Raw genomic sequence first — 14,244 nt, 5'->3', positions numbered from 1 at the left:
GTGACTGGGTTGGCACTCCAAAGGCGCACCCCATCAGTTATGACTGGTGGGGCCGTCTACTCGATTGGCGCCTTTTGATCATTTAGAGCTCTTCAGTTTGATTGTTTTCTCCAGTTCGTTGTTGAAGCGAGTTTCTAAAAACTTGGCTTTGAATTCAAAGTTAGGCGTTACAGCGGAATAGGGTAGTTCAACTCGACCACCTCCTGATATAATCGGTATATCTGAGCCGTTAATAAACATTTTCATTTTTTCTGATCGAGAAGTTGTTGCACCCATGTAGATTGTTCCCTTGACAGGTTCGTTTTTGTTTATCAGGTATTCATCCGGAACGAAGAAAATATCCAACTGGTCAAACATCATGTCAGTTGATCCGATCTGGCTAGTGTATGAGTTGAGTGTTTCTTGTTCCAATAATGCTATTTGGATTTTTATGTTCTCTACTGACGTTGTATTGGAAATTGAAAAGTATTCACTAATTCTATTTGAAGATGTTCTCAGCGTGTCAATATGGTCTTGGAGTTTCTTGATGACGGCTTGTTTGTTTCCGTTATCGAGTTCCGAAATGAGTTCAGATGTGACGTTCTGATATTTTTTGATATTGTCAAGTATCTCCAAGTCGCTATTTCTGTTGCCAGTTTCCTCTACAACCTGTTTTGCCATTGTGGAAATATTTTGAGTGTACGCTCTTATCCATTCGTGGTTCGTTTGGTTATCAGTTCCGCAACTAACAGTTAGGATTAAAATTGATATCAGATAAGAAATATGCTTCATATGAGTCAGAATTGACGCTAACATCTTGAATATAGCACACCTAGGCACAAAATCCGGCTTGAACCCTTCGAAGATAATGGTTTTTAAACAATTGTAAATACCTACACTTAGAAGCCAAAGCAGGACTACATCCTTGGCGGAAGACCCCAAACCTTAGCTGGTGAACTTCAACCCACACGTGGAAGGTCTCAACCCATGCACGGATGAAGCCAACCCACACGCGGAAGGTCCCAACCCTCGGACGGAAGACGCCAAACCTCAGGCGGAAGCCTCCAAACCACGGACGGAAGAAGCCAAACCACGGGCGGAAGGCCCCAACCCTCGGACGGAAGAAGCCAAACCTCAGGCGGAAGTCTCCAACCCACAGGCGGAAGTCTCCAATGCTTAGCGATTGTTGTCCAAAAAGCGCAACTCCATGTGCATATTGGTACGGTTTTGACCTTCCACATAATACACCGCCACAAACTCTGAGGATTCTTCCAAATGACGTTCGGAAAATACAGCCAGTGAATCTTCATTGGTAAAATAATCCACTAAAGACGTCAGGCCCATGCCGTGATTGGAGAAAAACATGTAGTGCCGCGTGTTGTTGGGGCCATCAAACCCACCGATCAGTGCATATTCGCTACTGCCTGTTGTGCTATTCAAATCGATGCGTTTGGGCTCACCATCATCTCCTGTGTAGGAAATAGCGAAAAGTCTTTCGGGCATCATCTGTACTTCCAGGTGTATGTTTTTCGACAGTTGATTAAACACCTCCACAAACTGCATTTGGATATATACCGGACCTGTGTAGATGGTGTTTTGCTCCCGGATCAGTTTGGTGGTAAAGCCGGAGGAAGGCCGCAGCGAAAAATCATAATCACGCTTCGTAAAATAGCGAGTAAAGGGTTTTACAATCGCTGAGTTTTCGAAAACTACATAGCTGTAGCCTCCCGGTTTAAGCTCTCCGTATACTTCCGGGTTAGTATTTACCAGTTCGTAAAACTCCTCCGTGGAATTGATGCGCGCATCACGGTGCCATTCGTAGGCGCCAAATGCCCCTGGCCCCCGGTATCCAAACACATCGCCTATGTACAGTGCGGTTTCTTTTTGGTTATTAATCAAGGAGGTCCACACCGCATCCGAAGGGCGGGTGTAGAAGTATGTTGCCGCTGCTATTGCCAGCAAGGCGATAGCGGTCACTATTGGAAGTGCATAGCGAGATTTGACCGGATCTTCAGACTTTTTTTTGGTAAAAGAGACCTGATACTGCCCCGGAGCAATGGACACAATGATGGGGTCAGACTGCCCTTCATCAGCATAGTACTTTTTAAGTCGTTTACGCAGGTGCGAAATGTTTACCCGAATGTTGACATCACTCTTTTCAGGATCATATTTTTTGCCGAAGAGTTCCATGCCAATGGTCACCGTGGTGAGTTCCTTATCCGAAAGCGTAGCATCAGCCAAAAGTTTGAGCAAGACATGGGTGGTAGTGGCCTTCTTGAAGGTCTTGCTATCTAGTATTCGTTGTAGTGCTTCGGTTTTTTGCTGGGAACTGATCATTCAATCATTGGTAAATACAACTCACTGAAAAACAAGGTATTGTCGGTTACTTTTTACGGTAAAGATAAGCGTAAAACTAGGTAAAAAGCAGTGAAATGCACAGTGAAGGGATAAGTTAGTCTATACGAATAAATAAGGAGCTCTCGAATGACAGCTCCACACGCCTCCAGACCTTTCAAAAAGGTGGGGGATAGCATAGAAACATTTACTTATAAACAATCATGAAAATAAGAAGACAAATGGTAGTCCTGTGTCTTTTGCTTGTGGTGCTCACCGCGGCACGGGCACAGTACAAAGAACAAGACCAACAGCCCATCACCTTTATGGAGGATGGAGGATGGTGCTGGTATGAAGATCCTCGGGTGATTATTCATGAAGGGAAGCTCATTATAGGTACCATCAGCGGAGTAAGCGGAGATATCCGTGTGGGTGTCTACGACCTGGAACAAAATGAACTTGAAGGGGTGGCAGTGTTGGATAAAGCATTTGAGGTAGATGATCACAACTCCCCGGTTTTTTATGTGCGCGAAGATGGCAGTCTGCTGGCGGTGTGGGCCAAGCATGGTCGGGAAAATAAGCACTATTACAGCATTTCTTCGCCGGACAATTACTTGCAGTGGAGCGAGCGCCAGGTCTACACGCATGACTTTGATCTGCCCGATGGCAGCAGCTGGGGAGGGGTTACTTATATGAACCTCTACACCATAGAAAAGCAAGGCCTGCTCTATAACTTTTATCGAAATGGGCCAGATCTAAACCCTACCTACATCACCTCTGCAGATGGTGGCAACACCTGGGGCCATACCACGCACCTGATCAAGGATGAAGTGGCAGGAAAACAAAGGCCCTATGTGCGCTACATGCAGCTCAACGATAACCAGATCGGCATATCGTTTACAGACGGACACCCGCGGGTGTATGGCAATAGCATCTACTATGCGACTTTCGATGGGGAGAGCTTTTACCGTGCCAATGGCGAAAAGATCAAGAGCATCGCTCAGGGGCCATTACAAACTTCCGAAGCTGAAAAAGTATATGTAGGCAGTGAAACCAAAGAAAAGCCGGAGGGCTCTGGTAGTGTTCCGGATGCAGCGTGGACCTGCGATCTGGAAAAAGACAAGAAAGGGAATCCACACATTGGCTATACGCTTTTTCTGGAGAATTCCGATAATCGCTTCCGCTTGGCATCCTGGACCGGCAAAAAGTGGGTAGACCGTGAAATTGCCTATGCCGGTGTAGGGCTATACCCTCGGGAAGCGAGCTACACCGGGCTCATTGCTTTAGATCCTGAAGATCCCACCAGGGTGATCATTTCCACCCCAGTGGACCCCAATACTGGAGAAGAGAAAGGCGTGCATGAAATCTACATGGCACGGGTAAAACCCAAAGATGATACCCAAAGCATAGAGTGGAAGCAGCTGACTGACAACTCCACCTATAAAAACATCCGGCCCATCATCGTGGCAGGAGACGGGTATAAGGTGGTGCTGTGGCTGGGCGGAAAGCCATGGACTCACTACCAAAGTTTTGAGACCAGCATCATGGGATATGTATTAGAAAAACCAAAAAAATGATCACAATGAATAGACTAAAACAGCTGAAAATGGAATGGACAAGGCTGATCGTACTGGCACTTTGCCTGTCGACAACAGGAGGGGCCTTTGCACAGGAAATAAAACCTGATGAAGTAAAACAGGTAATGCAAAAAGTTGCTGACTGGCAAATCGAGCACTTTCGGGAGCCTTACACTGCAGACAAGCCCCACCACATCGCAGACTGGACCAACGGAGCGCTTTATGTAGGGATGGTGAAATGGGCCCAAATGGCCGATACAGACAAGTACTATGAATGGCTCAAAAGCGTAGGCGAGGAGCAGGAGTGGAAACTGCACTACCGCAAGTATTTTGCTGATGACCACACCATAGGCCAGATGTACGTGGACCTGTACCGAAAATATGGGGACGAGTCCATGATGGAGCCTACCATCAAGCAGTTTGATTATATCCGCTTCCATCCAGCCAAAACGCAGCTCAACTGGAGGACACCTTTTCATCAGGACCGGTGGAACTGGTGCGATGCGCTCTTTATGGCGCCACCTGTATGGGCCAAGCTCTACAAAGAGACGGGTGAAGAGGCCTATCTGGATTTTATGATGAGCGAGTTTAAGGCCACTACAGACTTTTTGTTTGACAAAAAAGAGAGCCTCTACTACCGGGATGAGCGCTTCAAAACGAAGCTGGATAACGGCACGAAGGTATTTTGGGCGCGTGGCAACGGCTGGGTATTTGCCGGCCTGGTCAATATCATGAATGAGCTGGAAGAAGGTACTAAGGAGTACAAGTACTTTTTGAATCTTTATAAAAAAATGGCCAAGACCCTACTGAAGATCCAGACCGAAGAAGGACACTGGGCCATGAGCCTACTGGGAGCCGAGTTTTATCCTACACCAGAAACCAGCGGTACATCGTTTTTTACCTACGGCCTGGCCTGGGGTATCAATCAGGGCATACTGGACCGGGAGGACTATGAACCCGCTGTAAAGCGTGCATGGCAGGCACTTACCAGCTATGTCACCGATGAGGGGATGCTGGGCTATGTGCAACCCATAGGCGCTGCTCCCGGGCAAGCCTGGGCCGACAAGACGGAGGTGTATGGTACCGGAGCCTTCCTCAGCGCAGGGTCAGAAGTGTACAAGCTGTACCAAAACTGATCTGCCTGGAAAACCTTTGTTCACAACTTTAATAAACCTCTGGCTCAATTTTCAAGAAAAAGCCAGAGGTCATTCTATTTAGACTAAACCACAAATGATGAAAAACCTAATTCCTGTTATTTTGATGCTGCTTACGCTTTCGGCGAATGCCCAGGAGTGGCAGCCTTTATTCAATGGAAAAAACCTAAAAGGGTGGGAAACCCATGGCGGAGAAGCTACCTACGAAGTAGAGGACGGTGTGATTGTAGGGAAAGCAGTGACCAATACACCCAACACGTTTCTATGCACCAAAGAGCGATTTTCAGATTTCATCCTCGAGTTACAGGTTTTCCTTCCCAATGACCTCAACTCTGGCATTCAGTTTAGAAGCAATATCCGCAAAGAAAATGACCGGGTGTTTGGCTACCAGTGTGAGATTGACCCGGATGGCAATCGCGCCTGGACCGGAGGGATTTTTGACGAAGGCCGGCGCAACTGGCTGTATCCTCTGAGTAGAAATCCGATACCTTCAGCATTTCAGCTCGGGCGTTGGAACACCATCCGCATCGAATGCCTGGGCAGCGATATCCGCACCTATGTGAATGGCGTGCAAGCGAGCTGGCTCGCAGATGATATGACCAATGAAGGGATTATTGGGCTGCAGGTACACAGTATTGGTGATGACAAAGCGGGCTATGAAGTGAAGTGGAAAAACATTCGAATTCTTACTGAAAATGTAGCTGCTCACCGGCTGGACCCGCACCCTCAGGTGCCGCAGATCAGTTACCTCAAAAACCAACTCACCGACTGGGAAGTAAGCAAAGGATTCCGACTGCTATGGGATGGAAAAACCACCAATGGCTGGCGAGGAGCCAAACTGGATGAATTCCCTGAAAGTGGGTGGACGATAAAGGATGGCATCCTTACCGTGGAGGCTACTGATGGTGGAGAGTCTACAGGTCCCGGTGATATTGTCACCACTAAAAACTATGGGGACTTTGAGTTGGAGCTGGAGTTTAAGTTTACCGAAGGAGCCAATAGTGGTATCAAGTATTTTGTAGATCCCACGCTTAACAAAGGCGCTGGATCGGCCATAGGCTGCGAGTTTCAGATATTGGATGACAAGCGCCATCCTGATGCCAAGAAAGGCGTGATGGGCAACCGGACGTTAGGTTCATTATATGATTTGATTGCTAAAGAGGTGCATTCAAACTGGAGGCTGAAAGGCCCCAATACGTGGCAAAAAGCGCGCATCGTGAGCAAAAATGGTCGGGTAGAACATTGGTTAAACAATGAAAAAGTAGTAGAATACGATCGTTTTTCGCAGATGTTTGCTGCATTGGTCAACTATAGTAAGTATCAAAAATGGGAAAACTTTGGCCGCTGGCCAGAAGGCCTCATCCTGCTGCAAGACCATGGCAATGAAGTGAGCTATAGAAGTATTAAAATCCGAGAACTATAAGAAACCTAAACATGTCAACACGAAGAGACTTTATTAAAAAAGGAACACTCGCCACTGCAGGCCTGAGCTTTGCGATGAGTGCTTCCAGCTACAACAGCATCCTCGGTTCCAATGACCGCATCAATATGTGTTTTATGGGACTAGGCAGACGTGTGCCAGGCTACTATCCGGCGCTGGACGCTGAGTACAACACCAGGCTGCTCTATCTATGTGACCCTAAGCAGTCACAGGTAGCCAATGCACTCAATGCCATAAAGGATAAGATAGACTACAAAGTCAAAGCCGAGGAGGACATCCGCAAGGTGCTGCAGGACAAGAAGCTGGACGTGGTGTTTGTAGCCACTCCAGACCACTGGCACACCCCTGCTGCATGCATGGCGATGGATGCTGGCAAACATGTGTATGTAGAAAAACCCTGCTCGCACAACCCCAGAGAGGGTGAAATTTTGGTAGACACCCAAAAGCGCACTGGAATGCACGTACAGATGGGCAATCAGCAGCGTTCATCGGGCCATACCATAGGTATTATCAAAGACATCCATGAAGGACTGATCGGTAAGCCCTACAAGGCAGTAGCTTTTTATAGCAACCGACGAGGAAAGGTACCCCATCAGGTAAAGCAGGCACCACCGGCAGACCTCAACTGGGACTTGTTTCAGGGGCCTGCACCACGTCAGGAGTACTACCATGACATCTGGAACTACAACTGGCACTGGTATGGCTGGAAGTGGGGCACTGCCGAGACCGGAAACAATGCCGTGCATGAGCTGGACGTAGGGCGCTGGGCACTCGGGGTAGACTTCCCCAAAGCAGTACATGCAGACGCTACCAAGCAGCACTATACTGACGATGGCTGGGAGATGTACGACACCATGTACGCCACGTTTGAGTTTGAGGGTGACAAGACCATCTGCTGGGACGGCAAAAGCCGAAATGGCTACAATACCTACGGAGGTGGCCGGGGCACGATCATCTATGGTACCGAGGGTACGGTATATGTAGACCGTGGCAAGTACCGCGCGTTTGATCGTGGAGGCAAGCTCATCAAAGACAGTGGTCAGGTGAGCAATGAAAGCGGTGTGGCCCTGGGCGGTGGTGGAGATACTACCACACGCCACGTGGTGAATCTGCTGGAGACAATCAGAGGCAAGGAACAACTGCGTGCACCTATTGCAGATGCAGCTAAGAGTAACCACCTGGCGCTACTGGCAAACCTGGCCTACAGAAGTGGTAAGTCATTTGCGATAGACCCAAAAACGGGCAAGACCGATGATGCCAAAGTGAATGAAAACTGGAGCCGGGCCTACGAGCCGGGCTGGGAACTGAAATAGTCCAATGAAAGCCTCGGGATTATGCCTGGATAGATGGCATAGATGAGGCTCTTACATTCAATCTACCATTTAGCAAGACCGTTTGCGGAACACTTACCTCATTTTCTATCTCCTTAATGAGCAGTTCTGCAGCGGTTTTGCCTATTTGTGTGGTAGGCTGACTTACAGACGTGAGTGGGGGCTCTATGTAACTTGCTAGTCTGGATTCCGAAAAACCCACTACCCGAAGGTCATGAGGTATGCGGTAGCCATTTCTTTTAAAAGTCTTGATCGCACCAATGGCGCTTAGGTCGCTTGCCGCAAAAATGGCCTCAGGGATATCATTTTTATCAATCAGCTCCTGGGCAACACGCTCGCCTTCTTCCACAGAAAAGCCACAGTTGAGCGTAGGGCCAGGGTCTAGTCGGTACTTGTAATGGGCATCACGAAAGCCCTGAATTCTGTTTTTGGCAAAACTTAGTTTCTCATGAGAGGCCAGGTGCACGATTTTTTTTATGCCCTGAGTGATGAGATGCTCTGTAGCAAAAAAGGCCCAGTTGTAATCCTCAAAAAGCACTTTGGAGGCATTCAGTTCGTCAGCCACTCTGTTAAAAAAAACAATGGGCATTTTGCGAGACAAGAGCTCCTGATAGTAGTCCAGGTTTTGATCTTCCGATGAAAGCGAAATGATGAGCCCGTCTACCATGTTGTCCACCAGCATTTTCACGTTTTTGAGCTCTGTCTCCCACGATTCGTTGGATTGCATTACTATCATCTGGTAGTTGTGTGCTTGCAATACCTCCTGGGCACCCATGATCACTTTAGGGAAAAATGCCGTTTCAAACTCTGGCACGATCATACCTATGTTAAAGCTCCGCTGCTTGATGAGCTTGCGAGCTATTGGGTTGGGGCGGTAGCCCATGGATTCGGCCATATCGAGGATGCGTTTTCGCGTGTCGGGATGGATGTCATATTTGTCATTAAATGCACGCGAAACCGTAGATACTGAGCAGCCCATAGCTCGGGCTACATCCTTGATGGTGACATGTTTCATAAGCTTTCAAGAAGTCTGGTAGAAGCTAAAGATAGGTACTAAAAGTGTTTCCGGGAAATGAGAATATTTTCGGAAACGTTTCCGGAAACGTGTGAAGGCCATTTGTTTTTGCTTACTGGTCTGCCAGGTAGGAGGATTCGTTTGGGGCAAGTAAGACGGGGTGTTGCTGAGGAGAGGTGGTGTCTGTTTTTCTATACCAGAACCAAAATGAAGTAGCCCCTGCTGTATGCTACAGACAGGGGCAAAGGATAATCGTGGACGATTTACCGATTACCTATTCTTTTATGATCCTTACATAGCGATGCTCAAGGTCTTGTTTAAAGTTTACCAGATATACTCCTGTAGTTAGTTCTGCAAAAGATATGGAGTTTACACCCTGCCTTGGCTCATGTTGAAGGAGCAAATTGCCGGATAAGTCGTAGACAAATACCTTTTCCGTTTTGCCTTCATTGATGAAGTTTAAATGCTCATGTACGGGGTTTGGATACAAAATTACTGGTGATTGAGAAGTAGCTGAGAGTATTTTTGGGTCTTCTACATCGGCTTCTATGACTGTTACACTACATTCGTCATAGTTGCTGTTGGAAATGACGGCTCTGATGGTAGCTTCTCCTGGAGTAATCCCTGTGACGTTTCCTTCAGAATCTACCGTAGCTATGGATGCGTCCGAAGAGGACCAGGTTATGCCTTCTCCTTCTGGAGTAGTAGAGCTGGTAAGTTTGATTGATTGGTCTATAGCCACGCCTACTGAATCTTCAGCTATGGCTACCGTTGCGATCGTACTGGGGGAGGAGACCACATTGAAATACACTTCTTTTTTCGCGATATTGGTAGTCCAATCTCCACCCACTGGACGAATGGCAAGTATGAACCGATAGCCGTCTTTTACGTCTAATTTAGATTCGAAATTGATGATGATGGTGGTGTCATTTGTGCATGCGGGAACAGTGATGAATGAGTTGGTGATATATACTGCGTCCTTTACCTCAATATTTACATCTCTATCAGTAGTGGCTGAGTAGTTAATCCGTATTGGTATCTGTAGGTCATCGGTGGATATTTCTGAGGGCACATCCACAAAACTGATATTGTCTTCGTTAGGAGGAACTTCGCCATCTACTACATCAAATAAGACCTCACTCGTGGTAATATTGTCCTGAGATGTTCCTCCCGTTGGGCGCATAGCGGTTATTAATTTATAACCTTCAGCCACGGCAAGGTTTGATTCCAGTGTGATGGTTACCTCTTTAGAACCATAACCTCTCTCTACAGTAACCGATTGGTCAGTGATGTATGAGCCATCAGGTTTTTGAAGCTCTACGTTTAGCGTTCTTTGTTCATTGGCACTGTAATTAAGCGTAAGCTGGATTTCAAGCGCTTCATTAGATACGGCTTTTGGAGGGGAAGTAAAGCCGACTTTTTCTTTAATGGGAGCTTCGCTTTTATCTACACATAGCTCCAAAGCATGCCATCTTCCCCGGGCGGTAGCGGTTTTATCGCCTTCAGGGACCTTGCCATTGGTTACCTGATTGGAAGTAACCATGATTACGTCACCTGGCTTCAAAGGGGCTTGGGTTTCTATTTTTAGTTCTTCTATTGCATTCCTGAGCTTTTCATCAGCTATGTCATGGGTCTCTTCATAAGAGGAAGTGCTCTGTTTTTCTCCTACTTTGGTCCCGTTGATATAGACCTCATAGGTGCTTTCGCCATCAGGCTCCTGCATGGCGTGTACTATAAATGTGGCATTGCCCTGTGGAGTGCCATCGTACACTACCTCTGCTGCTGCAGGTCTGGTGGTCCCGTTGGTGCCATCACATTTTATGACTTGTTTGGCTTCACCGTCCCAGGTCACACTTACTCTCCACTCCAGTGAGGTCGGGTCATAGCCCTCTACATTTAGGTTGGTAAAATCTTTGGCCAGTATGGTTTCACAGCCTTCTACTACCAGGTTTTCACACGTAGGATCTATGGTGCCAGTTTCAGACCAGTATTTCTGAGCTTGAGCTTCTGTTTTTTCTGTATATGAGCCCCAGTTGTTGATGTTTTTGGCCATGACTATTTTGTCAATTTGATAGCCATGAGAGCGTCCGGCAATCTCCATAGTGTAGGTGCCTGGTTCGGTGATTTTCACATTCACCCAGTTGTGCTTATGGTCTTTCTCACCTATGCCATGTAACCAAAAGCCTGGATCGCTGCGACCGTAAAATTTGATGAAATCAGTAATCTGCGTAGAGCCCCAGTAGCCTATGCCATCCGAAAACCTGATCCAGGCATCATTGCTCAGATCAGTTCCCTGCTTGCCTTCAACCTTGCCGCGCTCCTCTTCATTTTGTCGAACGAACCACTTGAAGGTGTAAGAGCCGGGAGTGTTGATTTTGAAACTATAGGAAAGGGTATTTTTGGCTGCTTGATTTTGGTAGTTGTTAGGGCCATCGTAATAGATGTATTTTCCTCCGGAGGCATGTTCTTCATCTGTACCGAGCTTCCAATCGCCTTTTAGCGCTATTCTTTCTGCTTCAAAGACAAGGAGCCCATCTGTTTCATAGATTTCTGTGGCCGGGCAATAGCCATCGGGTTCGGGATTGCTTCCTGGCTTTATACCATTGATAAATTTTGTTTTCAGTTTGCCTGGGTTGCCATCCTGATCATCGTTTAATAGATACCAAACCATACCAGCGTCCGAAATATCAGGCTTGCTTAGGCTGGCATCTGCATTGAGCATGTCCCACAAAAAGACACAGTCCTGATCAAAATGATCGCGTAGAAAATGATAGGGTGACCAGTTTTTAGCACCGTTTACTTTAGAAGAACTCCAGCCATTATGAAGGTTTGAAGACTGGTTTTGGTCTTTGATCCGCGTATAGTTTACACCCTCACTTACTGGAAAGTCATTCAGTATATGTTCGATCCTTCGGTGATGCTCCCTACGTATATGGTTGTCGTTGTAGTTGCTGTGCGAAATGATGTGAAAGTGGTTGATAGACGATTCTTTGCCATCAGCTTTTACTTTTTCTAATGCCTGGTATAGAAATTCAGATGGCCCCATAGAAATGAAGTACAAGGGGTCACTTTCCGTTGATATTTTGATTTGGTCGGCCAGATGATTGATGGCGGCTTCATTGTCGGCTGAGACGTCATAGAAAACAGAAGCGTCAAAATCTGTCCAGCGCTCCAATGCTCCGTCTACACCTTCTTTCATGACATTGCGCGACGAGGTGTGTGGGGGAGAGCCGATAAAATTGTTGTACGAGTAGTGTACTAGTTTACTTTCCAACCCGGCATTTGCTAGCATGGCCAACGCAGCAGGTGTTGCACTCCAGTCATCTTCATCCCCTCTTTGCCAGGCAGAATTGTATGTGAACGTTTGGCCAGCATCAGCTGCTGGTGCGCTTGCAGTCACGGTGCCACCCCAGGTGTCAGGGTCTGGCTGATTGTTGCCATCTGCACTGATGGCTATTCTGTTTTGAGCATAGCCCAGCGCCTGGGAATGCGCCTGGGAAAAGCACAGTACTGCTAGAAAGCAGAGCATAAGTCTAATCATAGTATCATCATTTTTTGTTGATTGTAATGTTTAGCATTCCTTTTGTCCTACGAGAATCACAAGGAGTTTCAAATGTAGTCTGATGGTGTGCTGAGAAGCTCAAATTTCACTTTACAAGAACTTTACTGTGGCGCAAATCCGACCTTACAATTACTTAGTCTCCACGCAGATGAGGTAGTTTTGAATATTAGACTATTGTGAAGATGAAAGGACTCAAAAACTCCTGGAGCAGCGTGCTCATTTTTTCAGGATTTTGCATTTTGACTAGTTATACAAGAGTGGTTGCTTTAGCCAATGTGGTAGATACCGACCCATACGAGCTTTATAGGACCGCAAAAGAAATTCACGATCGATATCCAGATAGCGCTTTAAATAGCTACCGTCAGGCTATGGAACAGTTTCAATTTCTTTCTCGGGATGTGGCGGTGATCAAATGCCAGGTGAGCATTTCAGATATTTACAAAAATAAAGGGCACTATCATCGGGCGTTTGATGAGCTTTGGGACGCACAAATACTTGCTGAGGAAATAGCAGACACCATCTCCCTGATTACTATCTATGAAGACCTTGGTGGTCTTTATTCTATTTATGAAAAATATGATGACGCCATTGCAAATTTCGAAACCGCTCTGAAACTGAGTCAATTGCTTTCTGGTGAGAACCAGTTCGTAGCGGTTGATTTAAACCAGATCTACTATGCCCTGGCAGTAACACATCGGAAGGCCGAGTTTTACGAAAAGGCACTAGACTATTTGGATTTGTGTCTGGCCGTAAAAGTCAAAAAGAATATCGAAGCGAGCAATACCGCTTTCATAGATGCTGAAAAGGGAATTATTTATTTAAAACAAAATAAACTGCAGCTCGCCGAGCAATACTTGCGTAAGGCTCATGCGTTTTTCGTGCAGAGATCTCTGAGCTACAGAATTTTCACGAGTCTGTTTTTGGGAGATATGTATTACCAGCGAGGAGATTTGGAGGAAGCCAATCGGTACTATCGCTATAGTTTGGAAAGCCAGGAAAAGTCCAAGTCTCATGGTGACTCTAAAGTGGAAATCCTAAAGAAGCTGTCTGATACCTATCATATCCTTGGGCAGACAGACAGTGCGTATAAATACCAGGTGCAGGCATTAGCGATCACTGACAGTCTTTTCAACGCGAAAACGGCTGTCAACAATCAGCTTTTTGGAATAAGAGATAAGCATGATGAAAAAATACGCGCCCGAGATCAGTTCATCGCCCAGCAGCATCTAATTATTGAGCGCAACCAAACCACGGCGACCAGGCTAAAGCTACTGATTGGGTTTTTACTGTTTGCAGCCATAGTGACTATAGTGATCTTGAGGATGCGCAAAAAGTTGCGAAACTCCAGGCTAGAGCAAGAGCAGATTAAGATGGAGGCCGAGCATGATCGAGAGAAGGCACGAGCCATTATGGAAGTGAAAAGCAAAGAACTCACGGCCAATACTTTGCAGATGATAGAAAAGGATAGAGTGGTGGAAGAGCTGCTGCAGGAGCTGAAAAAAGAATCACCTGGCACTTATCGGGCTATGAAAGCACGGGTATCCAAGGGGAACAAGGATATGTGGGAGCATTTCAACAAGCGATTCATAGAAGTGGATACGAGGTTTTACGAAAGGTTGAGAGCCCGGCATCCTGACCTTACCCCCACAGAGCACAGGCATTGTGCCCTCATCAAGCTCAATTTTGATAGTAAGGAAATGGCCTCCCTATTGGGGATTTCGGTCAATAGCGTACATATATCCCGGCATAGGATCCGAAAGAAAATGGGCCTTGAAAGAGACGATAATCTCACCAGTCATATTGCTGGAATTTGAAGTGAGTTGAGATTGTCGAAAACAATAAAGGACCCCG

At 46.6% G+C, this 14,244-nt stretch carries 10 protein-coding genes; 6 read left to right on the top strand and 4 right to left on the bottom strand.

All coding sequences use genetic code 11. The features are described from left to right. Positions 1-78 precede the first annotated feature (78 nt). Entirely contained in the window at positions 79-660 is a 582-nt protein-coding gene (locus C7460_RS16105) for a hypothetical protein (RefSeq protein WP_147302984.1), read from the bottom strand. Positions 661-931: 271 nt separating this feature from the next. Between C7460_RS16105 and C7460_RS16100 the strand changes: the two genes are divergently transcribed. Further along, a complete protein-coding gene (locus tag C7460_RS16100) occupies positions 932-1,159 on the top strand; it encodes a hypothetical protein (RefSeq protein WP_115869154.1) in 228 nt (75 codons plus the stop codon). On the opposite strand, the gene C7460_RS16095 is transcribed toward C7460_RS16100, so the two are convergent. After that, positions 1,156-2,316: a hypothetical protein gene (locus C7460_RS16095; protein WP_115869153.1), complete on the bottom strand. Its 1,161-nt coding sequence runs from the start codon at positions 2,314-2,316 to the stop codon at positions 1,156-1,158. The genes C7460_RS16100 and C7460_RS16095 overlap by 4 nt on opposite strands. A 221-nt stretch (positions 2,317-2,537) precedes the next feature. On the opposite strand from C7460_RS16095, the gene C7460_RS16090 reads away from it, so the two are divergent. From C7460_RS16090 to C7460_RS16075, 4 genes are all read left to right on the top strand, one after another. Then, positions 2,538-3,890, top strand: a complete 1,353-nt coding sequence (locus C7460_RS16090) for a BNR-4 repeat-containing protein (RefSeq protein WP_115869152.1) — start codon at positions 2,538-2,540, stop codon at positions 3,888-3,890. A 5-nt stretch (positions 3,891-3,895) separates the two neighbouring features. Then, a complete protein-coding gene (locus C7460_RS16085) occupies positions 3,896-5,026 on the top strand; it encodes a glycoside hydrolase family 88/105 protein (protein WP_245986405.1) in 1,131 nt (376 codons plus the stop codon). Positions 5,027-5,120: 94 nt separating this feature from the next. Continuing rightward, on the top strand, positions 5,121-6,467 hold the full coding sequence (locus C7460_RS16080; RefSeq protein ID WP_115869151.1) for a 3-keto-disaccharide hydrolase: 1,347 nt from the start codon (positions 5,121-5,123) through the stop codon (positions 6,465-6,467). 11 nt (positions 6,468-6,478) lie between these two features. Continuing rightward, a complete protein-coding gene (locus C7460_RS16075) occupies positions 6,479-7,798 on the top strand; it encodes a Gfo/Idh/MocA family protein (protein ID WP_115869150.1) in 1,320 nt (439 codons plus the stop codon). A 19-nt stretch (positions 7,799-7,817) separates the two neighbouring features. On the opposite strand, the gene C7460_RS16070 is transcribed toward C7460_RS16075, so the two are convergent. Together C7460_RS16070 and C7460_RS23815 are read right to left on the bottom strand one after the other, a co-directional pair. Then, positions 7,818-8,831 carry a LacI family DNA-binding transcriptional regulator gene (locus C7460_RS16070; RefSeq protein ID WP_115869149.1) on the bottom strand — a complete coding sequence of 338 codons (1,014 nt, stop codon included), beginning with the start codon at positions 8,829-8,831 and terminating at the stop codon, positions 7,818-7,820. Between the two features lie 274 nt (positions 8,832-9,105). Beyond that, positions 9,106-12,372, bottom strand: coding sequence for an Ig-like domain-containing protein (locus C7460_RS23815; RefSeq protein WP_170148042.1), 3,267 nt, complete (start codon positions 12,370-12,372; stop codon positions 9,106-9,108). Between the two features lie 203 nt (positions 12,373-12,575). On the opposite strand from C7460_RS23815, the gene C7460_RS16060 reads away from it, so the two are divergent. Beyond that, positions 12,576-14,207, top strand: coding sequence for a tetratricopeptide repeat protein (locus C7460_RS16060; RefSeq protein ID WP_115869148.1), 1,632 nt, complete (start codon positions 12,576-12,578; stop codon positions 14,205-14,207). The last annotated feature ends 37 nt before the right edge of the window (positions 14,208-14,244 follow it).

This window comes from Marinoscillum furvescens DSM 4134, assembly GCF_003386095.1.
GTDB classification, from domain to species: Bacteria; Bacteroidota; Bacteroidia; order Cytophagales; family Cyclobacteriaceae; genus Marinoscillum; species Marinoscillum furvescens.
The sequence above is the reverse complement of the archived record's forward strand: the minus strand, read 5'-3'. Positions and strand labels throughout refer to the sequence as shown.

Excerpts from the sequence above, each read along its gene's own strand:
- C7460_RS16095 (WP_115869153.1), bottom strand. The coding sequence starts at position 2,316 with ATGATCAGTTCCCAGCAAAAAACCGAAGCACTACAACGAATACTAGAT.
- C7460_RS16070 (WP_115869149.1), bottom strand. The coding sequence starts at position 8,831 with ATGAAACATGTCACCATCAAGGATGTAGCCCGAGCTATGGGCTGCTCA.
- C7460_RS16105 (WP_147302984.1), bottom strand. The coding sequence starts at position 660 with ATGGCAAAACAGGTTGTAGAGGAAACTGGCAACAGAAATAGCGACTTG.
- C7460_RS16060 (WP_115869148.1), top strand. The coding sequence starts at position 12,576 with ATGAAAGGACTCAAAAACTCCTGGAGCAGCGTGCTCATTTTTTCAGGA.
- C7460_RS16075 (WP_115869150.1), top strand. The coding sequence starts at position 6,479 with ATGTCAACACGAAGAGACTTTATTAAAAAAGGAACACTCGCCACTGCA.
- C7460_RS16080 (WP_115869151.1), top strand. The coding sequence starts at position 5,121 with ATGATGAAAAACCTAATTCCTGTTATTTTGATGCTGCTTACGCTTTCG.
- C7460_RS16085 (WP_245986405.1), top strand. The coding sequence starts at position 3,896 with ATGAATAGACTAAAACAGCTGAAAATGGAATGGACAAGGCTGATCGTA.
- C7460_RS16090 (WP_115869152.1), top strand. The coding sequence starts at position 2,538 with ATGAAAATAAGAAGACAAATGGTAGTCCTGTGTCTTTTGCTTGTGGTG.
- C7460_RS23815 (WP_170148042.1), bottom strand. The coding sequence starts at position 12,372 with ATGATTAGACTTATGCTCTGCTTTCTAGCAGTACTGTGCTTTTCCCAG.